Source organism: Cryobacterium sp. TMT4-31 (assembly GCF_004403385.1).
Classification (GTDB): Bacteria; Actinomycetota; Actinomycetes; order Actinomycetales; family Microbacteriaceae; genus Cryobacterium; species Cryobacterium zongtaii.
Genome location: NZ_SOGI01000064.1, coordinates 1 through 21,203, shown reverse-complemented (window position 1 = coordinate 21,203; position 21,203 = coordinate 1). Strand labels below are relative to the sequence as shown.

Genomic DNA, 21,203 nt, shown 5'->3' with positions numbered 1-21,203 from the left:
AAGGGGCCAGTCGATTCGACTGGCCCCTTCGGGTGAAACAGGTACGGAGTTAGCGGGCAGCTTCGCCGTCGACGTAGTCGTCGTCGTTCGAGGCGTTCCAGGCGAAGAGCTTCCGCAGCTCGCGGCCGGTGGCCTCGATCGGGTGCTCTTCGCCCTTCTTGCGCAGGGCCAGGAACTCGGGAGCTCCGGCATCCTGGTCGTTGATGAAGCGCTCGGCGAATGCGCCGTTCTGGATGTCGGCGAGAACGGCCTTCATGTTCTCCTTGACGCTCGGGTCGATGACGCGCGGGCCGGAGACGTAGTCGCCGTACTCGGCGGTGTCGGAGACGCTCCAACGCTGCTTGGCGATGCCGCCCTCCCACATCAGGTCGACGATGAGCTTGAGCTCGTGCAGCACCTCGAAGTAGGCAACCTGCGGCTGGTAGCCGGCCTCGGTGAGAACCTCGAAGCCGTACTGGATCAGCTGCGACGCGCCACCGCAGAGAACGGCCTGCTCACCGAACAGGTCGGTCTCGGTCTCTTCGGTGAAGGTGGTCTTGATGCCGGCGGCACGCAGGCCACCGATCGCCTTGGCGTAGCTGAGGGTCAGCGGCCAGGCGTTGCCGGACGCGTCCTTCTCGACGGCGACGATGACGGGAACGCCACGGCCGGCCTCGAATTCGCGGCGCACGGTGTGGCCCGGGCCCTTGGGGGCGACCATGACCACGTCGACGCCCGCGGGCGCCTCGATGTAGCCGAAACGGATGTTGAAGCCGTGGCCGAAGACCAGGGCCTTGCCGTCGGCGAGGTTGGGGAGGATGTCGTCCTTGTACAGGTGACGCTGCACCTGGTCGGGTGCGAGGACCACGATGACGTCGGCCCAGGCGGATGCCTCGGCGGCACTGAGGACGGTGAAGCCGACCTCTTCGGCCTTGGCACGCGACTTCGAGCCCTCCTTGAGTCCGATGACGACCTCGACGCCGGAGTCGCGCAGGTTCTGCGCGTGGGCGTGGCCCTGCGAGCCATAGCCGATCACGGCGACCTTCTTGCCCTGGATCAGGGACAGGTCGGCGTCTTTGTCGTAGAAGATTTCAGACAATGTGGTGTTCTCCTTGGTTTGTGTATTTGTCGGGAAAATTTTGTTTGGCGTTCTTGTCGAGAAGGTGCGCTGGTCGAGCTTGTCGAGACCTTAGTTTTTGAAGACGCGTTCGGTGATCGATTTGGATCCCCGACCGATGGCGAGGAGGCCCGACTGGGCGATTTCCTTGATGCCGTATGGCTCGAGCACCCGCAGGAACGCCTGGGTCTTGCCGGAGTCGCCGGTCACCTCGATCACGACGGCATCCGTGGACACGTCGACGACCCGGGCACGGAACAGGGTGACCGCTTCGAGGACCTGGGAGCGGGTGGTGTTGTCCGCCCGCACCTTGACGAGCAGGTGCTCGCGCTGGACCGATTGGCTCGGGTCGAGCTCGACGATCTTGATGACGTTGATCAGCTTGTTGAGCTGCTTGGTCACCTGTTCCAGCGGGGCGTCCTCGACGTCGACGAGGATCGTGATGCGCGACAGGCCGGGGATTTCGCTGTGGCCGACGGCAAGGCTCTCGATGTTGAAGCCGCGCCGGGCGAACAGGCCCGCGACGCGGGTCAGCAGTCCGGGCTTGTCCTCGACGAGGAGGCTGAGAACGTGGGTACTCATCGGTTACTCCTCTTCCCAGGTGGGGGCGTGGTCCTTGGCGTACTGCACGAAGCTGTTGCTGACGCCCTGCGGCACCATCGGCCACACCATGGCGTCGCGGCTGACGATGAAGTCGATCACCACGGGCCGGTCGTTGGTGGCCAACGCAAGCTTGATCGCGTCGTCCACCTGGTCGGCGCGGGTGACCCGGATTCCCAGGGCACCGTACGCATCGGCCATCTTCACGAAGTCGGGCACCATCGCGGTGCCGTGACCGGTATTGAGGTCGGTGAAGGAGTGCCGGCCGTCATAGAACAGCGACTGCCACTGACGCACCATGCCGAGCGACGAGTTGTTGATGATCGCCACCTTGATCGGGATGTTGTTGATCGTGCAGGTGGCGAGTTCCTGGTTGGTCATCTGGAAGCAGCCGTCGCCGTCGATGGACCAGACCGTGCGGTCGGGTTCGGCGACCTTGGCGCCCATGGCCGCGGGCACCGAGTAACCCATGGTGCCGGCCCCGCCGGAGTTGAGCCAGGAGTTCGGCCGCTCGTACTTGATGAACTGTGCGGCCCACATCTGGTGCTGGCCGACGCCGGCGGCGTAGACGCCCTCGGGCCCGGTGAGCTCGCCGATGCGCTTGATCACGTACTGCGGGGCGAGCAGGCCGTCGGCCGGTTCGCTGTAGCCCAGCGGGAACTTCTCCCGGAGGCCCTTGAGGTAGGTCCACCACTCGGAGATGTCGGGGGTCGTCGTGGTGATCGCCTCACGGTAGGCCACGGTGAGGTCGGCGATGACGTCCTTGGCGTCACCCACGATGGGCACGTCGGCGGCGCGGATCTTGCCGATCTCGGCCGGGTCCACGTCCACGTGCACGATGGTGGCATTGGGCGCGAATTCGGAGGCCTTGCCGGTGACCCTGTCGTCGAAACGGGCGCCGAGAGCGATGATGAGGTCGGATTCCTGCAGTGCCAGCACGGCAGCGACGGTTCCGTGCATGCCGGGCATGCCCAGGTGCTGGTCGTGCGAGTCGGGGAACGCTCCGCGGGCCATCAGGGTGGTGACGACGGGGGTGCCGGTCAGTTCGGCCAGCTCGAGCAGTTCGGGTGACGCCTGGGCGCGGATGACACCGCCGCCGACGTAGAAGACGGGCTTCGCGGCGCCGGCCAGCAGCGCCGCCGCGGCCTGAACCTGCTTGCCGTGCGCCTTGGTGATCGGCCGGTAGCCGGGCAGGTCGAGCTTGGGCGGCCAGATGAACGGTGCCTTCATCTGCTGGGCGTCCTTGGTGATGTCCACCAGCACCGGGCCGGGACGGCCGGTGTTGCAGATCAGGAACGCCGAGGCGATGGCGGCGGGGATGTCTTCGGGCCGCTTCACCAGAAACGAGTGTTTGGTGATCGGCATGGTGATGCCGACGATGTCGGCCTCCTGGAAGGCATCCGTGCCCATCAGCGTGGAGAAGACCTGGCCGGTGATCGCCAGCAGCGGCACCGAGTCCATGTAGGCGTCGGCGATGGCCGTGACCAGGTTGGTCGCGCCGGGGCCGGAGGTGGCGATGGCCACCCCGACCCGGTTGCTCGAGGACGCATAGCCCTCGGCGGCATGGCCGGCGCCCTGTTCGTGGCGTACCAAGATGTGGCGGATGTCGTCCTGGTTCATCAGCTCGTCGTAGAGCGGGATGACGGCGCCGCCGGGCAGCCCGAAGACGTCGGTGACGCCGAGCATCTTGAGGCTGCGCAGAATTGCGCCGGAACCGGTGAGGATTTCAGGCGTTCCGGACACGGCGTCGGCGGACGGCGCGCTGGGGGTCGGGGCGGATGGCACGGGCAAAGGTTCCGTGGTCATGAGAGCAAATCCCTAATTCGAATGACGGATGGTGTCGATTATCCCGTGGTCGCACCCAGGGCCGCGGACTGCACGAGCTTGGAGTACTTGGCGAGAACGCCACGGGTGTAACGGGGAGGAAGTGGAGCCCAGCCTTCTCGGCGGGCGGCCAGCTCTGCGGGGTCGACCAGTAGGTCAAGCGAGCGAGCTGCGATATCGACCCGTATCAGATCACCATCGCGCACGAAGGCGATCGGACCTGCGTCCACCGCTTCGGGTGCTATATGGCCGATACACAGTCCGGTTGTGCCGCCTGAGAATCGACCATCAGTCAATAGTAGTACATCGGCTCCGAGCCCAGCGCCCTTGATGGCCGCGGTGATCGAGAGCATCTCGCGCATGCCCGGGCCGCCCTTGGGGCCTTCGTAGCGGATGACGACGACGTCACCCTTGAGGATCTCCCCCGCGGTGAGGGCGTCCATGGCCGCGCGTTCACGCTCGAAGACCCGGGCGGGGCCCTCGAAGATGTCGCTGTCGAAGCCGGCGGTCTTGACGACGGCGCCCTCGGGGGCGATGGAGCCCTTGAGGATGGTGATGCCGCCGGAGGCGTGGATCGGGTTGTCCAGGGTGCGCAGGACCTTGCCGTCGAGCTCGGGCGGGTCGATCTCGGCGAGGTTCTCCGCCACGGTCTTGCCGGTGACGGTGAGCGCGTCGCCGTGGATGAGACCGGCCTCGAGCAGGGCGCGCATCACGGCGGGCACGCCGCCGTGACGGTCGACGTCGTTCATGACGTACTTGCCGAAGGGCTTGAGGTCACCGATGTGCGGCACGGTGTCGCCGATGCGGTTGAAGTCGTCGAGGGTGAGCTCGACCTCGGCCTCCTGCGCGATGGCGAGCAGGTGCAGCACCACGTTGGTGGAACCGCCGAAGGCCATGGCCACGGCGATGGCGTTCTCGAACGCCTTCTTGGTGAGGATGTCGCGGGCCGTAATGCCTAAGCGCAGCAGGTTGACCACGGCCTCGCCGGAGCGGTGCGCGTAGTAGTCGCGGCGGCGGTCGGCGGAGGCGGGCGACGCGGAGCCGGGAAGGCTCATGCCCAGGGCCTCGGCGACGCTGGCCATGGTGTTGGCGGTGTACATGCCGCCGCAGGCACCCTCGCCGGGGGCGAAGGCGCACTCGATGCGCTTGGCGTCTTCCACGCTCATGCGGCCGGCCTTGACGGCGCCGACGGCTTCGAACGAGTCGATGATGGTGATGTCCTTCTCGGTGCCGTCGCTCAGCTTCACCCAGCCGGGTGCGATGGACCCGGCGTAGAGGAAGACGCTGGCGAGGTCCAGGCGCGCGGCGGCCATGAGCATCCCGGGCAGCGACTTGTCGCAGCCGGCCAGCAGCACAGAACCGTCGAGGCGTTCGGCCTGCATGACGACCTCGACGGAGTCGGCGATGACCTCACGGGAGACCAGGGAGAAGTGCATGCCCTCGTGGCCCATCGAGATGCCGTCGGAGACCGAGATGGTGCCGAACTGCAGCGGGTAGCCGCCGCCGGAGTGCACACCCTCCTTGGACGCCTGCGCGAGGCGGTCCAGGGACAGATTGCATGGGGTGATCTCGTTCCAGGAGCTGGCGATGCCGATCTGGGGCTTCTCCCAGTCCGCGTCGCCCATTCCCACCGCTCGGAGCATGCCGCGGGAGGTGGTGGCCTCGATGCCATCGGTGACGTCGCGGCTACGGGGCTTCATATCGAACTCAGACATGCACCGAGTCTAGAACGTCGCGGGCGGCACACCCGTCATGACGACCGGTGGCACGCCCGCGACGCGGGACCTACTGCTGCTGCGTGGCGGCGGCGCGGAAGTCTGCTAGGAGCGCCAGCACCTGGGTGACCTCCTTCGGGCCCCGCACCCGATAGCCGGCCTGGGTAGCGCCCGGGCCGATCTTGAGGCCCAGGTCGCCCTCGCCCAGCACCGTGAAGGCGTCTTCGTCAGTGACATCGTCACCGGCATAGAGCACCCTGTCGGCGCCGGTGTGCGCACGCAGGCGTTCGAGGGCGTCGCCCTTGGTGCTGGAGCGCACCGAGAACTCGAGCACGTTCTTGCCCTCGCGCACGGTGAGGGCAGGCAGCAGCTCGGCCAGCTGGTCGCGGGCCTCGCGCTGCACGGCCTGGCCGTCCTGCGCGGTGGCCAGGCGGGTGTGCAGCGCCAGGCCGGCCGGCTTCTGCTCGATCCAGGTGCCGAACACCGGGCCGGAGATGCGCTCAAGCACCCGGGTGAGGGTGTCGAGCTTCTCGACCTCTTCGGGTACCAGACCCAGCTCGATGCCGTTTGCGTCCAGCTGCACCTCGATACCGTGCGATCCGGTGAGCAAAACCTCGCTCTGCGGTTCGGCCACATGCTTGAGGCTCACCAGGGCCCGGCCGGAGACGAACGCGACACGCACGCCGGGCAGGTCGAGCAGCCGCTGCACCACGTCGTGGGTGCCGTCGACCGCGCGGGCGTCCTCGGGTTCGTCCACGTGCGGCGCCAGGGTGCCATCGAAGTCGAGGGCCACCAGGATGGTCTCGGCCGAGCTGATGTCCTTCAGCGCCGACACGAGGTTCTCCGGCACGCCGCTGGGCACGGCGGCCCCGCCGGTGAGGGTCTGCAGGAACGAGGCGGACCAGGTGGCCACGTCGTTGTCGAAGACCTTGCGGCGGAGGGCCCGCATGCGCCTCGTGCGTTCGCGCTTGGGCATGGTGACGGCCTTCATGATCGACGCCTTCATGCCGTCGATGTCGTGCGGGTTGATCAGTACGGCCTGCTTGAGCTCGTCGGCAGCACCGGCGAATTCGCTGAGCACGAGCACGCCGTCGCCGTCGTAGCGCACCGCGACGTATTCCTTGGCGACGAGGTTCATGCCGTCCCGGAGGGCCGTGACAAGCATCACGTCGGCGGCCAGGTAGAGCGCCACCATCTCTTCCCGCGGGTAGCCATGGTGGTGGTAGCTGATGGCGGTGTGGCTGATGGTGGAGTAGTCGCCGTTGACGCGGCCGACGGCGAGTTCGATCTCGTCGCGCAACTGCATGTAGGTGGCCACGCGCTCGCGGGACGGGCTGGCGACCTGTACGAGCGTGACGTCCTCGACGCTCAGAGTGCCGTCGGCGAGCAGCTCACCGAAGGCCTTGATGCGGTGACCGATGCCCTTGGTGTAGTCCAGGCGGTCGACGCCGAGCATGATCGTTTTAGGATTGCCGAGGTCCTCGCGGATCTGGCGGGCGCGTTCCTGAATCTCCGGTCGCTTGGCCATTTCCTCATAGGCCTCGGCGTCGATCGAGATCGGGAAGTGCTTGGCGATGACCCGGCGGTGCTGGCCGTTCTGGCTGGGCACGTCCACGGCGACACCGCGGGTGGCGTAGCCGAACAGGCGGCGCACGGCGCGAGAGAAGTTGCCGGCATCCGCCAGCCGCTGGAAGCCGATCAGGTCGGCGCCGAGCAGGCCGTCGAGGATCTGCTTGCGCCAGGGCAGCTGGGCGAAGATGCCGTACGGCGGGAACGGGATGTGGTTGAAGAAGCCGATCACCAGGTCGGGGCGGGCGTCGCGGAGCATCCGCGGCACCAGCTGCAGCTGGTAGTCGTGCACCCAGACCGTGGCGCCGGGCGCTGCGGATGCCGCGGCCGCGGTGGCGAACCGGCGGTTGACCTGGACGTAGGCGTCCCACCATTCGCGGTGGTAGCTGGGTGAGGCGATCACGTCGTGGTAGAGCGGCCAGAGGGTGTCGTTGGAGAAGCCCTCGTAGTAGAGCTCGAGGTCTTCGGTGCTCAGGCGTACGGGCACGATCGAGATGCCGTCGTTTTCGAAGGGCTCGAATTCGCGGTCGGCCACGCCGGGCCAGCCCACCCAGGCGCCGTCGGAGGCGCGCATCATCGGTTCGAGGGCGGTGACCAGGCCGCCGGGCGAGGTGCGCCAGCTTTCGGTGCCGTCCTCGGCTACTTCGTAGTCGACCGGAAGCCGGTTGGAGACCACGACCAGGTCGAAGTGACCGGGCGCGACCGAATCGGGGCCGGGCTCCGCGCCGGCCTCTCCGGTGGTGTCGGGTGCGGTGACTGATGCGGTGGTGTCTGCTGCGATTTCGATGACTCATCCATTCCGGTGCCCGCCTGTGCGGCGCACCTGGCTGCATCTCGAGGTTACCAGCGAAGGCTATGCTGACGCCGTGATTCGCATCGGCATGAGCTCCACCTGCGTGTACCCGCTGGGGTTGGAAGACTCTTTCAGGTTGGCGAAGCAGGCAGGGTTCGACGGCGTTGAGATCATGGTCACCCGTGACGAAGCCACCCAGGATGCGGCGGCGCTGACCGCGCTATCCGAGCGGTACAGCCTGCCGATCTTCTCGATCCACGCACCGGTTCTGTTGCTCACCCACTTCGTCTGGGGCCGGGACCCCCGGGTGAAGTTGGAGCGGTCCGCCGAGCTCGCCGGGCTGGTCGGCGCATCGACGGTGGTTGTGCATCCGCCGTTTCGCTGGCAGGCCGGTTATGCGGAGGACTTTCTCGACATCGTGCGGGAGCTCGGCGCCGGCACCGGCCTTCAGATCGCCGTCGAGAACATGTTCCCGTGGAAGATCGGCGGGCGAGGGGTCAAGGCGTACTCCCCCGGTTGGGACCCCACGGTGATGGACTGCGCCGCGGTGACCCTCGATTTCTCGCACTGTGCGCTCAGCGGCCAGGACAGCCTCGCGATGGCCACGGCCCTGGGCGAGCGTCTGCGCCACGTGCACCTCTGCGACGGCACGGGCTCCCTCGACGAGGGCCGGGTCTTCGACGAACACCTGGTGCCCGGCCGCGGCACCGAGCCGGTGGCCGAGGTGTTGCGGAACCTCGCCGCGGTGAACTGGGACGGCACCATCGTGGCCGAGGTGAACACCCGGACCGCCCGCACCGAGCCGGAGCGCCTGGCCCTGCTGACCGAAACCCTCACCTTCGCCCGCGACCACACCCGAGAGCTGTGACTCAAGCACCTAAAACCCGAGTTTTTTGGGGCTTTTCTCTCAGTTCGCGGGTTGTCGGCTAGCGTGTAGCCATGCGAAAGTTCTTGTTCAACACCGCAATGATCAGCGTCGTCGTCGGCGGCTGGCACATCCTGCAGGCCACCAAGAACGGTCCGAGGGACTGGCGCCTGGTGCTCACCTGGATCGGCTGGGGACTCAGTGTCGCGGTCGCCGTCGGCAACGTGGTGAAGGACGCCGACGAGAAATCCGTGCCGGGCGCCACTGCCGTGAAGGTTAAGTAGCGGGCATCCCCCCGCCAGTCCCCGTTCTGCGGCGTGTCCCCCGTGATTTCGGGGTGGAGAAGGCGAAACTGGTCTTCTCGCGTTGTTAGTAGGAAGGGGCTCACGATGTTCGGTCGTCGACGTCGCACCGCACCCGTCATCCAGGCCCCGGTTGCTCCCGCTCCGGCAGAACTCAGCCGCGCCGAGGTCTTTGAACATCTCCACGCCGCGCTGGCCGATCTCGTCGGCGCCGAGGGAGCCTGGACCCTGGTCCCCCGCCGCTCCGATGACACCGATGTGATCTTCCACGGGCTCAAGGCCCACCAGATCGCCGAGACCCTCACCGAGCTCCTGGCTGCCGAGACCATGCGCCTGCGCACCGATACCCAGGCAGCGCCCCGCAACATCGCCGAACCCCGCACCGACACCCCGATGGACGGAATCACGGCCGTCAACACCGGCGCCCTCCTGGTGTCCTCTGGTGCGGAACCGACCGCACTGCCCTGGAACCCGGCTCCGATCTCGGTGTGGGCCGAACCGACGTCCGGCGCCCGCGCCGGATCGGCCACGATCAGTCGCCTCGTCGCCTAAGCACCACCCGCGCTGCAGATCAGGTCGAGCTGCTACTCCCGCGGTTGCGGGTAGCCGCGCCGTAGATGAGCAGCACGATGATCGACCCGAGAATGGCGATCACCCAGGTGCGCAGGTCGAAGAACGACCCCATGTCGACCCCGAAGATCAGGCCGGCCAGCCAGCCGCCCAGCAACGCGCCGACCACACCGAGCAGCAGGGTCACGAACCAGCCGCCACCCTGCGTTCCGGGGAGGATCAGCTTGGCCAGGGCGCCGGCCAAGAGGCCGAGCAGGAGAAATCCGAAGAAACCCATGAGAACTGCCTTCCGTGTCCCGGCATCGGTGAACTCTCCGTCCGGCTGCGACGATCATAAAACCGCACAGGTCCGACGGATAGGCGTGCCGATGGCAGCGGGAAACCGGACCGGAGACCCCGGCCGGGACCGGTGACCAGCGTTCCGCCGGATTTTTTGTAGGTATTCCACTGCGGCGCCCTGCCGAGGAAATCTAGATTGAAAACCATGACAGCCCCCACCGTTCCCGCCCGTAGAGTCACGGCCCGCCTCAGCGTGCGCGACCTGGCGCAGATCGCCATTTTCGCCGCCCTCATCGCCGCCCTCGGGTTCCCCGGCGCGCTTTCCCTGGGCGCCAGCACCGTGCCGATCACGTTCCAGACCCTCGGCGTGATGCTGGCCGGCGCAATCCTCGGAGCGCGCAAGGGTTTCTTGGCCGTGCTGCTGTTGCTGGTCCTCGCCGCGGCCGGGCTGCCCCTGCTCTCCGGTGGGCGCGGCGGCCTGGTCTGGTTCACCACCTCCCCCTCCGCCGGCTACCCCTACGGATGGCTGCTGGGCGTCGTCGTGATCGGCGCCCTCACCGCGTGGCTGCTGCCGCGCTACCCGTTCTGGCCGGCACTGGGCGCCACCGTTCTCGGCGGCATCGTGGTCGTCTACCTGATCGGGGTGCCCGTCACCGCCATCAACCTGGGCCTGCCGCTGTGGGCCGCCGCCGTCGACAGTACGAAGTTCCTGCCCGGCGACCTGGTGAAGGTGGTCGTGACGGTCCTCGTCGCCAAGCAGGTGCACCGGGCGTACCCGGGCCTGATCACCCCGCGCCGCACGGTTCCGGTCTCCGCGCCCGTCGACGCCCGGGCGTGAGCGTGAGCGCCGCCGGCATCCGTTTCGAGGACGTCTCGCACGGCTTCGACGACCAGCCCGTGCTGCGCGGCATCGACCTGCACCTCACCGAACGCCGGATCGGCATCGTCGGCGCCAACGGCAGCGGCAAGTCGACGCTGGCGCGCATGATCAACGGTCTGGTCACCCCCACTAGCGGCACCGTCACGGTGAACGGCCTGGACGTGCGCCGGCAAGCCAAGCTCGTGCGGCGCGAGGTGGGCTTCATCTTCACCAATCCCGACAACCAGATCGTGATGCCGACCGTGCAGGAGGATGTGGCCTTCACCCTGCGGCGCCGGGGCCTGGCCGCCGACGAAATCACGGCGCGCACGGCAGAGGCGCTCGATAGGTTCGGTCTCACCGCTCTCGCCGAGCGCCCCGCGCACCGTCTGTCCGGCGGTCAGAAGCAGCTGCTGGCCCTCGCGGCGGTGCTGGTGGCCGGGCCCAGCATCGTAGTGGCCGACGAACCGACCACCCTGCTGGATGCCCGCAACACCCGTCTGATCACCGGGCTGCTGGTGTCGCTGACCCAGCAGGTGATCGTGGTGACCCACGACCTGGAGGTGCTGGACGGGTTCGACAGGGTGATCGTGGTCGACGAGGGCCGGGTCGTCGCCGACGACGTGCCCGCCACCGCTCTCACCGCGTACCTGAGCCTGCTGTCATGACCGGGCCGGCATGATCGGGCTGTACCGGCCGGGGACCTCGCTGCTGCACCGCGCGCCGGCGGTGTTCAAGCTGGCCGTGCTCGCCGTCGCCATGGTGCTGGTCGGCCTGGCGGCCGATCCCCTGGTGCTCGCGGGGGAATTCGTGGTCGTGGTCGCCCTGTACGCGCTGGCCGGCATCCCACCCACGGCGGCCTGGCCACAGATCGGTCCGATCCTGTGGATCCTGGTCTTCGCCGTGCCGGTGCAGGTGCTGGTCGCGAATGGTTCGGCGGAGGGCTGGACCACGGCCGGTCTGATGGCCGGCCGGCTGCTGGTGGCCGTGGCCCTCGCCGCCCTTTTCACCCTCACCACCACGGTCACCGCGGTGCTCGAGGCGTTCCAGCTGCTGTTGCGGCCGTTCCGGCGTTGGGTGGATGCCGACAGGGTGGGGCTGCTCGTAGCCCTGACCATCCGGTGCATCCCATTGGTGGCGGAGATCGTGCGGGAGGTGCTCGACGCCCGGAGGGCGCGCGGCGCACAGGGGTCGATCATCGCCCTGGCCGTCCCCGTCGTCGTACGCTCGTTGTACGCCGCCGATGCGATCGGAGAGGCCCTCGCCGCACGCGGATTGGACGACTGATCGAATTGACCACTGACAGCAGCCCTCGAACCGTTCTGCGCACCCGCATCAGATTCGCCGGTTGGACCGCGCTCACCGCGCTGGCCCTCGGGATCGTGGCCGTCCTGTTCTGGACGCAGCTCGTGATGCCCGCCGACCGCACGGCCGCCCAGGCCGTGTTCGACGACCCCGCCGTCACGGTGACCGACACCGACGTCTCCGTCGTGATCGCCCCGGCCGAGGAACGCTCGGTCGCCGGCCTGGTCTTCATTCCCGGCGCCAAGGTCGACCCGTACGCGTACCTCGCCACCCTGGCTCCCACCGTGGCAGAGACGGGGATGACCGTGGTCATCACCAAACCGGTTCTGAACCTCGCCTTCTTCGACCAGCGTCCGCTGGACACCTTCACGGCCACCGCGCCCGATGTGGCGGCGTGGTTCGTAGGCGGCCACTCGCTCGGCGGCGTGCGGGCCTGCATGTACGCCGAGGACAACGAGGTCGCCGGCCTGGTGCTGTTCGGCAGCTACTGCGCCTCGGCCGTCGACGACGAGCTGCCGGTGCTGAGCCTCAGCGGGAGCGAGGACGGCTTGAGCACCCCGGCCAAGATCGAGGACACCGCCGACCTGCTGCCCGCCGACACGACCTTTGTGCGGATCGAGGGCGCCAACCACGCCTCCTTCGGAGCGTACGGGGCTCAGCCCGGCGACGGCGAGGCCACGCTGACCCGGGCGGCATCGGAGCGGGCCATCACCGAAGCGCTGTCGAGCTTCATCACGCTGCGAGCTCCGCAGTCGCAGTGACCCGGCAATCGCACTGACCCGCGGGACCTGCTGCTCTTGTCGGTCGCCGGGGCCGGGGCCACTATGACTCGTGTCGGCGAACGTCGCCACGACCCGGGAGGACTCATGCACGCACTCGTCGTCTATGACACGAACTATGGCAGCACCCGCACCATCGCCGAGGTGATCGCCACCGAATTGGGCCAGGGAACCACCACCCTCAGCGTGTCCGACATCACCGAGGCAAGCCTCGACGGCGTCGACGTCCTGGTGGTGGGATGCCCGATCAACGGCTGGAAGCCGACCGATCGGATGCGCCGGTTCCTGCGCACCCTCGCACCGGGCTCCCTCGCCGGTGTGCGGGCCGCCGCGTTCGACACCCGCATCAAGCTATTCATCCACGGGGATGCGGCGGCCAAGATCTCGCACGCCCTGCACGCCGCCGGCGCCACTATCGTGGCCAAGCCACACGGCTTCGTTGTCGACGGCACCGAGGGGCCGCTGGCCGCCGGAGAGACCGGCAAGGCCGGTGCCTGGGCGGCGTACATCGGCGCCGAACTGCGCGCCAGCGCCTGAGACGACCGCGCCAGAGACGACCGCGCCAGAGACGACACAGAAACGGCCCGTGCCGAGGCACGGGCCGTTCATGGACGGGGCAGTCGACTACGCGGTGAGCGAGTCCACATACTCCTGGTTGTCTTCGATCCACTTCGCGACGATGGGGCCGTAGTCCTGGCCGTCGTAGTCAACGAACATGGCGGCTTCGAGCGACTGGAGCTTGTCGAGGTCCATGGTGTAATCGGCGATCCACTTGGTGGCCTGCGGGAAGTCGGTGGAGAAGTCCTTCTTGCCGTAGGCGTGGATGGTCTCCGAGGCGCCGAGGGTGCCTTCGGGGTCTTCGAGGTTCTTCAGGTCGAAGGTGTCGTAGGCCCAGTGCGGCGCCCACAGGGTGACGGCGATGTTCTCGCCGGACTTCTCCGCAGCGGTCAACTCGGTGAGCATCGCTGCGGTCGAGGAGGTCTGGTAGTCCATGTCCTCGAGGCCGTAGGTGGGGATGGTGTTGTCGGTCACGGCCTCGGTGAGACCGGCGCCGGGCTCGATGCCCACGAGACGGTTGTCGAACAGGTCGGCGTTATCGGCCAGCTCGGCGAGGGTGTCGATCGGCGCATCGGCGTTCACGGCGATGGTGTTCTTGGCCTCGTCGTTCCAGGCCCCGAGTTCGGTGATGTCGTCGCCGTACTCCTCGAGGTAGGACTTGTGGGTGTTCGGCAGCCAGACGTCGAGGTTGAGGTCGTAGTCACCGGTGGAGAGCCCGGCGTAGACCGGTGCAACGTCGGCGTACTCGAGTTCGACGTTGTAGCCCTTCTCGTCGAGGATGGCCTTCCACAGCTCTGATGCCGCGATCCCCTCGTCCCAGCCGTTGAACACGGCGATGGTGAGGTCTTTGTTGTCCGAATTGCCGTCGCCGACGGTCTCGGCTTCGGCCGCGGTGCAGCCGGCCAGGGCGAGCATGCCGATGGCACCGGTGGCGAGGATCTTGAGTGAACGGTTCTTCATGTGTCTGCCTTTCGTGTCACCTGCTGGTGGTGACCGGGGTTGAAGCTGCGGGGGTTGAAGCTACGGGTGGAGCTAGACGCGGGACGGCTCGCGCTCGGCGGCCTGCGTCGGTGTCACGGCCGGGGCCACGGTCGGTTCCACGGCGACGGCCGCGGCCGGAGCGTGGACCGGGTGGGCGCGGCGCTTGCGAGCGGCGAGCACCCTGCTGATCGGGGTGTTCCCGTTGCCGAGAGCCGCGGTGAGCCGGTCCAGGAAGATCGCGAGGATCACCACGGAGAGGCCGGCCTCGAAGCCGAGCGACACGTCGATGCGGTTCAGGCTGGCCACGACCTGCTGGCCGAGACCGCCGGCGCCGACCATGCCGGCGATGACGACCATCGAGAGCGACAGCATGATCACCTGGTTGATACCGGCCATGATGGTGGGCATCGCCAGGGGCAGCTGAATCTGACGCAGGATGCGCCACGGTGACGCACCGAAGGCCTGGCCGGCTTCGACCACCTCGCTGTCGACGCTGCGGATGCCGAGTTCGGTGAGCCGAACGCCGGGAGCCATGGCGAAGATGATCGTCGCCACGATGCCGGGAACAACACCGACGCGGAACAGGATCAGCGCGGGGATCAGGTACACGAAGGCCGGCATGGTCTGCATGAAGTCGAGGATCGGGCGGATGATGCTGGACGCCACGCCGGACTTGGCCGAGAGGATGCCAAGCGGCACGCTGAACAGGATCGCCAGGACGCTCGCGACGAGCACCAGGGCGAGCGAGTCCATCGCGTTCTCCCACTGGTCGACACCCACGATGACAACGAGGCCGACGACGGTGCCCACGGCGAACTTCCAGCCGCGGATCATCAGTGCCAGCGCCGCGGCCACGAGGATGATCACCCAGAACGGCGGTGTGGCCAGAATGAGGTCGACGAGGTCGTAGGCGCCGCTGAAGATGGCGCGCACGAAGTCGAAGAAGAACCCGAAGGTGTCGGTGATGAAGTCGATGAAGGTATCGGCCCAGGAGCCGAGGGGAATCCGGAAGTCGTTCACGGCTGTACTCCTTCCGACGCGGTTTCGCGCAGGGTTTCGGTGATGATGCTCATCGAGATGGTGGCCGGCGGTTCCATCACCGGCAGCTCACCGGTCGTCGGACTGACATTGCCGAGAGCCGCGAGCAGGGTCACCCGGGGGATCACGCCGAGCAAGCGGTTGCGATCGTCGACCACGGCGATGGGCAGGTCGCTCTCCACGGCCAGTTCGACGAGGTCGACCAAGGCGGTGTCGGCGGCCACCGCGGTGGCGTCCAGGATGATGGCCCGCAGGTCGCCGTCGCCGGCCTTGACCTGCTTGAGCACGTCCCGGTCGCGCACGACCCCCGCGAAGCTGCGGTCACGGCGCAAAACGAAAGTGGCCGAGGTCTGCAGGTCGCGCATGGTGCGGAGAGCCGCACGCGGGCCGGCGGTGACGGTGACCACCGAACGCGCCGGCTCCATGACGCTGCCGGCGGTGAGCACCCGCGCCCTGTCGACATCCTGCACGAACTGGGCGACGTAGTCGTTGGCCGGGTCGGTGAGGATCTCTTCGGGCGTGCCGATCTGCACGATCCGGCCGTCGCGCATCACGGCGATGCGGTCGCCGAGGAACATGGCCTCGTTGAGGTCGTGGGTGATGAAGATGATCGTCTTGCCGAGTTCGGCCTGCAGCTCGATCAGCTGTTCCTGCATTTCGCGGCGGATCAGAGGGTCCAGGGCGGAGAACGCCTCATCCATCAGGAGAACGTCGGTGTCGGCGGCCAGGGCCCGGCCGAGGCCGACGCGCTGCTGCATGCCACCGGAGAGTTCGGAGGGCAGATTGTCGGCCCATCCGTCCAGTCCCACCAGGCGGATGATGGTGCGCGCCTTGGCGAGGCGCTCCTCACGGGGCATGCCCTGCACCTCGAGGCCGTAGGCGACGTTATCGATCACCGTGCGGTGCGGCAGCAGGGCGAAGTGCTGGAAGACCATCGAGATGCTTTGACGGCGCACGTCCCGCAGCTTGGCCGCCGGGATGCCGGTGATCGGGGTGTCTCCGACGGTGACAGTGCCGCTGGTGGCCTCGAGCAGGCCGTTGAGCATGCGGATGAGGGTGGACTTGCCCGAGCCGGAGAGGCCCATCACCACGAAGATCTCACCACGCTGCACCTCGAAGGAAGCGTCGATGACGGCGGCCGTTCCCAGGTGCGCGAGCTCGTCACGGCTCGCACCGCTCTGGAGTTTCTTGACGATGTCGTGCGGTTTGCGGCCGAAGGCCTTGTAGAGCCTGTCCGCCTTCACGGCGATTCCCGGTGCTACTGCTACTGCTACTGCAGTTTCTGTCTGCTCCGCCTCGCTGGCGGGTACTTCTGCCTTGACGGCGATGATTTCGGTCACGGATTCTCCGGAGCACGCCGAATAGACCGCCTGAGCGGTCGACAACACGGGGCTCGCTGTGTCGGACGGGTAGGCCGAGACCGGCCTCGACACCGAGAAACGGCGTGGGCTGGAGCGACCATGGGATCGCGTCCGTCTGGGCCTCACCGTACGCACGCGGCCGTCCCAGTCGAGCTGGGGGCTACGCGTTCGCGTCCTGGTGAAGGGTCGGAAGACCGTCACCGAGCCTACCACGGTAGGGCACGCCAGACCCCTGGACCCCCGACTCGCCGACCCACAACGTGCACTCTCAAGTGCTGGTCAGCGGGGATAAAGCGTCCCGACTCAGATCAGCACGCCAGGGGCACCGGCCCCGGCGCGGCGGTCTGGGCGTACGTTCTCCCTAGAGGTCAGGATGGTCACGACGACGTGGACCAGTGGTGCGGCCGGGAAGGATGGGTGCGAACTATGCACGGGTGGAGCATTACACGCCGGCTGTTCGTCGCTCACTCTGTGTTCATAGTGTCTTTGGCCGTGTTCGTGAGCACTGCCGCCTTCGTCGACGCCCGGGACCGCGGCTACTCCGAAAGGGCCGACCGGCTACTCGCGGTAGCGGCCGCGATCGCCGACAGCCCGTTCGTGGTGACGGCGGCGACATCGCCGGATCCGACGGCGGCGCTGCAGCCGTACACGCTCGAGGTCAACCGGGACGCCGCGCTGGACTTCATCACGATCATGAGCCCGGCGGGGGTCAGTTGGACGCACCCGGACCCCGCCGAAATCGGCCGGCAGTATGTCGGCCGCACGGGCCCCGCCACGGCCGGAATGTCGTTCACCGACGTCACGCCGGGCACCCCCGGCCCGTCGGTGCGCGCCGTGGTGCCGATCCTCGACTCCGACGGCGAAGTGGTGGGCATGGTGGCCGCCGGCGTGAGAACCAGCAACCTGCAGATCGCCCTCGACGCCCGGCTGCCCGCCATCCTGGCGATAACGCTCACCCTGCTCCTGGCGGGTTCGCTGGCCACCTGGGTTCTGCGACGTTACCTGCGCCGGGTCACCCTGGGCTGGGGGCCGGAAGAACTCGCCCGACTGTTCGTCCATAACGACTCCGTGGTCAACTCGGTGCCAGAGGGGCTGATTCTCGTGGACGGTGCCGGCGATCTGGTGCTCTACAACGATCGAGCCGCAGAGCTGCTCGGGCTGCCGCCGCGGCCCGCCTCCCGCGCCGCGGGCGCCTTCTCGCCACGCATCGACGACCTGGACCTGCCGCCCAGCCTCGCCGACCTGTTGCGGAGCGGCCGCACCGTGGCAGACGAGATCCACCTGTGCGGGTCCCGGGTGCTGGTGGTGAGCCAGAACCCGGCAGAGCCCACCCCCAGCCGGCTGGGTACGCGGGCGGCGCCGGTGGGAACCGTGGCGACGCTCAGGGAACGCTGAGCCCGGTCAGTGCAGGCGCCGCGCCCGCACCACGACGTCTTCGGTGTGGTGGGCACCGGCACCGGTGGCCACGTGGCGGGGCCGGGTTTCGTCGACCTCGATCCGCCAGGTGTCGTCCAGCAGGGCCGCGACCTGGGCCGGGCTCACGTACAGGTCGGGATCAAAACCGTGCGCGGCGGCCTCAGCGGCGGTGGGCGTGGGGTGGTGCACGATGAGCAGCACACCCCCGGGCGCGACGGCATCCAGCAGGGCGCGCTCCGCGATACTCTCGTCCGTGCGCAACAGGGCGGGGTACTGCGCGGAGACCAGGTCGAAGCTCGCCGCCGGCAGGGCCGCCTCGACGAGTCCGGCGTGCAGCCAGCGCACCGTGCCGCCGACCAGGTCGGCTCGCACGAGGTCGGCCTGGCGGGCGGCGCGCTCGAGTGCCACTCGTGAGACATCCAGCGCCGTCACGTCCCAGCCCTGTGCCGCCAGCCAGAGGGCATCGGCGCCCTCGCCGCAGCCGACGTCGAGGGCCCGCCCAGGCCGCAGGTGGTGCGTCTCGCTGACCAGCGCGGCGTTGGGCCGGCCGCTCCACAGGGTCTCATTTCCGGCGTAGCGCTGATCCCAGAAGTCTCCTATTGCGTCGGGCTCCTGGGGTTCACGGGCGGTGTCGTTGGTGTGCATGACTGCATCCTCCCTCGTCGGCGGCACGGCGACAAACTGGCTTGCCGAACCGGCAACCGGCCTGCGCCCCGGGGGGCTCGTCGAAACGATAGCCTCGTCGCATGACAGCTGAGCCGGGGCGCCGTGGACGTGCCTGCTGAGAGCCGGGCGGCGCCCACGAAGGCCGATGTGCCCGCCGCCCGCCACACCCTGCAGATACTCACCCACCTGGCCGCCCAGCGCGGGCCGGTACCGGCGTCGACCATCGCGCAGACGCTCGGGCTCCCCCGGTCCACCGTCTACAGGCTGCTCGGCGTGCTCACCGAGCTCGGCTTCGTGCTGCACTTTCCCGAGGCCCGTCGGTACGGCATCGGCCTGGCCGCCTTCGAGCTGAGCAGCGGCTTTGCCCGGCAGGAGCCCCTGGCCCGGCTGGGCCGGCCAATCCTGGCCTCGCTCGTCGACACCATCGGCGAGAGCGCGCATTTGGCAGTGCTGCACGGTCGCGATGTGATCTACCTCGTGGAGGAGCGCGCTCCCCGCCGCCCCGCCCTGGTGACGGATGTCGGGGTGCGCCTGCCCAGCCACCTCACGGCCAGCGGCCGGGCGCTGCTCGCGACGCTGCCGGTCGCGCAGGTGCGGGCCCTGTTCCCCGACCCGTCCGCCTTCGTGCAGCGCGACGGCGGCAACACCCCGGCGCCGGGCGGCGTGAGCAGCTATCGCGAGCTGAGCCGGCTCCTGGCCGAGGTGCGCGCGCAGGGCTACGCGGCGGAGGACGGCGACGTCACCCTGGGTCTCGCATCCGTCGCGGTGGCCGTTCGGGACCACAGCGGCTGGCCCGCCGCCGGCATCGCCGTGACCTTCGCCCGGTCCAGCGTGCCGCCGGAACGCTGGCCGGAGCTCGCCGCCGCCGTGGAGCACGCCGCGGCCGAGTTGGGCCGCCGCATCAGCGGTCGAACCGGCTAATTTTTCGAAAAAGTGAACCGGTCTGAACCTTTTGGCCTGCCGTCTCGTTGTACAGAGTGGATGACCACCATCCGCTCGCCAATTACACGCGAAGACTATGAACGAGGGTGACATGCAGAAAAAGACGAAGATCGGGCTGTGGATTGCGGGCGGAGTTGTCGTCATCGGCGGTGCCGCCCTGGCCTTCGGGCCTGCGGTCTATGCCGACTACGCCAACAGCACCGTCGAGGCGGCCCCCACCATCGCCGCGGGCACCCCGGGCCCGACGGATGCCGGCGCGGCCACCGAGGTCAACGCGGACGACCTCTCCGGCACCTGGAGCGTGGCCGCGGACTCTTTCGCGGGCTACCGCGTCGACGAGGTTCTGCAGGGCAACGACGTGACCGTGACCGGTCGCACGGCTGACGTTTCCGGTGAGCTCACCGTCGACAACCTCTCGCTCACCGCCGCCACGATCACGGTGGACGTGGCGAGCATCGCCACCGACGAAGGCGCCAGGGATGCCTACTTCCGGGACTCCGCGATGGAAGCCGACGACTTCCCGACCGCCACCTTCACGCTTACCGCACCGGTCACCCTCGAGGCCCCCGTGGCCGGTGTCGCGCAGACCCTGAGCGCCACCGGCGAACTCACCCTGCACGGCGTCACCCAGCCGGTCACGGTGGAGCTGCAGGCCGCGCTCACCGAGGCCGGCGGCCAGGTTGTCGGCAGCATCCCGATCACCTTCAGTGACTACGGCGTCGACGCCCCCGACCTCGGCTTCGTCTCGGTCGAAGATGCCGGCTCCGTCGAGTTCGAGCTCTTCGTCGCGCAGAATTAGTCCAGCAGAGCCGTGTTCATTGTGGGCATCGGGCAGACCGGGAGGTGACCGTGGCAGAGCCACACGCGGAGCTCCTGCGGGCGCTGCACGACGCCCACGGGCCGGCACTGTTTCGGTACGTGGTGCGTTTGACCGGGGATTACGGGTTCGCGCAGGACGTGGTGCAGGAGACCCTGTTGCGCGCCTGGACGCGGCCGGCGTTGCTGGACCGGGATGACGACGCCGCTCGTGCCTGGCTGTTCACGGTGGCCCGCAACCTCGTCATCGACGACAGGCGCAGCGCTCGGTACGCCCGTGAGATCGCGACCGATGACCTGCCGGAGAGGTCGTCGACCGACGCCACCGAGGCCATCCTGGATCGCTGGCTGCTCACGGATGCCCTCACCGCGCTCACTCCCGAGCACCGCACCGTACTGGTGAGCGCCTACTACCTCGGGCAGTCGATCGCGGAAATCGCCCTCCTCCAACAGGTGCCGGAGGGCACCGTGAAGTCCCGCCTGCACTACGCCCTGCGAGCAATGCGGCTCGCCCTACAGGAAAGAGGGGTCACCGAATGACCTCCGACCGCTTCCGCGAGTGGGACGCCGCCTACCTGCTCGGCGCGCTCAGCCCCGAAGACCGGCACGCCTTCGAACGCCACCTGCCGACCTGCCCCGCCTGCGCCGTCGCCGTCGCCGAACTCGCCGGGCTGCCCGGCATCCTGGCGGCCCTGCCCGCGGCGGAGGCCGTGGCGCTCACCGAAACCACGCCCACCGAGATCGCCGCCTCTGCACCCCTGAGTGACGCGCATCTGCGCGCCGCGCCGCACCAGCCCGGAGCTGTGCAGCGGCTCGCCGGGGCGGCCGTCGCCCGCACGCGGCGCAACCGGCTGCGTCTGGCCGTGGCC

23 protein-coding genes are annotated in these 21,203 nt (G+C 68.3%); 13 read left to right on the top strand and 10 right to left on the bottom strand.

Annotated features, from left to right (window positions below; genetic code table 11):
* Positions 1-49: 49 nt before the first annotated feature.
* The 5 genes from ilvC to E3T19_RS14995 all read right to left on the bottom strand — a co-directional run bounded on the left by ilvC (position 50) and on the right by E3T19_RS14995 (position 7,591).
* Entirely contained in the window at positions 50-1,078 is a 1,029-nt protein-coding gene (gene ilvC, locus E3T19_RS15015) for a ketol-acid reductoisomerase (protein WP_088456660.1), read from the bottom strand.
* Positions 1,079-1,168: 90 nt separating this feature from the next.
* Positions 1,169-1,678, bottom strand: a complete 510-nt coding sequence (gene ilvN, locus E3T19_RS15010) for an acetolactate synthase small subunit (RefSeq protein WP_088456661.1) — start codon at positions 1,676-1,678, stop codon at positions 1,169-1,171.
* 3 nt (positions 1,679-1,681) lie between these two features.
* On the bottom strand, positions 1,682-3,502 hold the full coding sequence (locus E3T19_RS15005; RefSeq protein WP_088456662.1) for an acetolactate synthase large subunit: 1,821 nt from the start codon (positions 3,500-3,502) through the stop codon (positions 1,682-1,684).
* Positions 3,503-3,540: 38 nt separating this feature from the next.
* Complete coding sequence (ilvD, locus tag E3T19_RS15000; protein ID WP_103461537.1) at positions 3,541-5,235, bottom strand: dihydroxy-acid dehydratase; 1,695 nt, start codon at positions 5,233-5,235, stop codon at positions 3,541-3,543.
* A gap of 70 nt (positions 5,236-5,305) precedes the next feature.
* The gene (locus E3T19_RS14995; RefSeq protein WP_370028282.1) at positions 5,306-7,591 is read right to left on the bottom strand and encodes a bifunctional alpha,alpha-trehalose-phosphate synthase (UDP-forming)/trehalose-phosphatase; all 2,286 of its coding nucleotides are present in this window, start codon (positions 7,589-7,591) and stop codon (positions 5,306-5,308) included.
* Positions 7,592-7,670: 79 nt separating this feature from the next.
* On the opposite strand from E3T19_RS14995, the gene E3T19_RS14990 reads away from it, so the two are divergent.
* From E3T19_RS14990 to E3T19_RS14980, 3 genes are all read left to right on the top strand, one after another.
* Positions 7,671-8,465: a sugar phosphate isomerase/epimerase gene (locus E3T19_RS14990; protein ID WP_134409221.1), complete on the top strand. Its 795-nt coding sequence runs from the start codon at positions 7,671-7,673 to the stop codon at positions 8,463-8,465.
* A 71-nt stretch (positions 8,466-8,536) separates the two neighbouring features.
* A complete protein-coding gene (locus E3T19_RS14985) occupies positions 8,537-8,746 on the top strand; it encodes a hypothetical protein (protein ID WP_088456665.1) in 210 nt (69 codons plus the stop codon).
* 105 nt (positions 8,747-8,851) lie between these two features.
* Complete coding sequence (locus E3T19_RS14980) at positions 8,852-9,316, top strand: hypothetical protein (RefSeq protein WP_134409220.1); 465 nt, start codon at positions 8,852-8,854, stop codon at positions 9,314-9,316.
* Between the two features lie 19 nt (positions 9,317-9,335).
* Here E3T19_RS14980 and E3T19_RS14975 read toward each other — a convergent pair whose 3' ends face one another.
* Complete coding sequence (locus E3T19_RS14975) at positions 9,336-9,611, bottom strand: GlsB/YeaQ/YmgE family stress response membrane protein (RefSeq protein ID WP_088456667.1); 276 nt, start codon at positions 9,609-9,611, stop codon at positions 9,336-9,338.
* A 207-nt stretch (positions 9,612-9,818) separates the two neighbouring features.
* Between E3T19_RS14975 and E3T19_RS14970 the strand changes: the two genes are divergently transcribed.
* The 5 genes from E3T19_RS14970 (at position 9,819) to E3T19_RS14950 (ending at position 13,093) form a co-directional block, all read left to right on the top strand.
* Positions 9,819-10,451: a biotin transporter BioY gene (locus E3T19_RS14970; protein ID WP_088456668.1), complete on the top strand. Its 633-nt coding sequence runs from the start codon at positions 9,819-9,821 to the stop codon at positions 10,449-10,451.
* Complete coding sequence (locus E3T19_RS14965; protein WP_240632217.1) at positions 10,448-11,140, top strand: energy-coupling factor ABC transporter ATP-binding protein; 693 nt, start codon at positions 10,448-10,450, stop codon at positions 11,138-11,140. The genes E3T19_RS14970 and E3T19_RS14965 overlap by 4 nt, the downstream gene beginning before the upstream one ends.
* 10 nt (positions 11,141-11,150) lie before the next feature.
* Complete coding sequence (locus E3T19_RS14960; RefSeq protein ID WP_134409219.1) at positions 11,151-11,759, top strand: energy-coupling factor transporter transmembrane protein EcfT; 609 nt, start codon at positions 11,151-11,153, stop codon at positions 11,757-11,759.
* A 5-nt stretch (positions 11,760-11,764) separates the two neighbouring features.
* Positions 11,765-12,538, top strand: coding sequence for an alpha/beta hydrolase (locus E3T19_RS14955; protein ID WP_240632218.1), 774 nt, complete (start codon positions 11,765-11,767; stop codon positions 12,536-12,538).
* 105 nt (positions 12,539-12,643) lie between these two features.
* Entirely contained in the window at positions 12,644-13,093 is a 450-nt protein-coding gene (locus E3T19_RS14950) for a flavodoxin domain-containing protein (RefSeq protein WP_088456670.1), read from the top strand.
* Positions 13,094-13,180: 87 nt separating this feature from the next.
* Here E3T19_RS14950 and E3T19_RS14945 read toward each other — a convergent pair whose 3' ends face one another.
* The 3 genes from E3T19_RS14945 to E3T19_RS14935 form a co-directional block, all read right to left on the bottom strand.
* The gene (locus tag E3T19_RS14945) at positions 13,181-14,074 is read right to left on the bottom strand and encodes a glycine betaine ABC transporter substrate-binding protein (RefSeq protein WP_088456671.1); all 894 of its coding nucleotides are present in this window, start codon (positions 14,072-14,074) and stop codon (positions 13,181-13,183) included.
* 72 nt (positions 14,075-14,146) lie between these two features.
* The gene (locus tag E3T19_RS14940; protein WP_088456672.1) at positions 14,147-15,115 is read right to left on the bottom strand and encodes a proline/glycine betaine ABC transporter permease; all 969 of its coding nucleotides are present in this window, start codon (positions 15,113-15,115) and stop codon (positions 14,147-14,149) included.
* Positions 15,112-16,383, bottom strand: coding sequence for a glycine betaine/L-proline ABC transporter ATP-binding protein (locus tag E3T19_RS14935; RefSeq protein ID WP_088458059.1), 1,272 nt, complete (start codon positions 16,381-16,383; stop codon positions 15,112-15,114). Before E3T19_RS14935 ends, E3T19_RS14940 begins: the two co-directional genes overlap by 4 nt.
* A gap of 603 nt (positions 16,384-16,986) precedes the next feature.
* Between E3T19_RS14935 and E3T19_RS14930 the strand changes: the two genes are divergently transcribed.
* Positions 16,987-17,889, top strand: a complete 903-nt coding sequence (locus E3T19_RS14930) for a PAS domain-containing protein (protein ID WP_166788892.1) — start codon at positions 16,987-16,989, stop codon at positions 17,887-17,889.
* Between the two features lie 6 nt (positions 17,890-17,895).
* On the opposite strand, the gene E3T19_RS14925 is transcribed toward E3T19_RS14930, so the two are convergent.
* Positions 17,896-18,555 (bottom strand): bifunctional 2-polyprenyl-6-hydroxyphenol methylase/3-demethylubiquinol 3-O-methyltransferase UbiG, encoded by a 660-nt coding sequence (locus E3T19_RS14925; protein WP_134409217.1) that lies wholly within the window; start codon positions 18,553-18,555, stop codon positions 17,896-17,898.
* A 123-nt stretch (positions 18,556-18,678) separates the two neighbouring features.
* Here E3T19_RS14925 and E3T19_RS14920 point away from each other — a divergent pair, with 123 nt between their 5' ends.
* The 4 genes from E3T19_RS14920 to E3T19_RS14905 all read left to right on the top strand — a co-directional run.
* Positions 18,679-19,497, top strand: coding sequence for an IclR family transcriptional regulator (locus E3T19_RS14920; protein ID WP_241980274.1), 819 nt, complete (start codon positions 18,679-18,681; stop codon positions 19,495-19,497).
* A 112-nt stretch (positions 19,498-19,609) separates the two neighbouring features.
* Positions 19,610-20,317, top strand: coding sequence for a YceI family protein (locus E3T19_RS14915; protein ID WP_088456676.1), 708 nt, complete (start codon positions 19,610-19,612; stop codon positions 20,315-20,317).
* Positions 20,318-20,367: 50 nt separating this feature from the next.
* Positions 20,368-20,874, top strand: coding sequence for a sigma-70 family RNA polymerase sigma factor (locus E3T19_RS14910; protein WP_088458060.1), 507 nt, complete (start codon positions 20,368-20,370; stop codon positions 20,872-20,874).
* The coding region (locus E3T19_RS14905; protein WP_134409215.1) for an anti-sigma factor at positions 20,871-21,203 on the top strand (333 nt) is incomplete at its 3' end. The genes E3T19_RS14910 and E3T19_RS14905, both read left to right, overlap by 4 nt.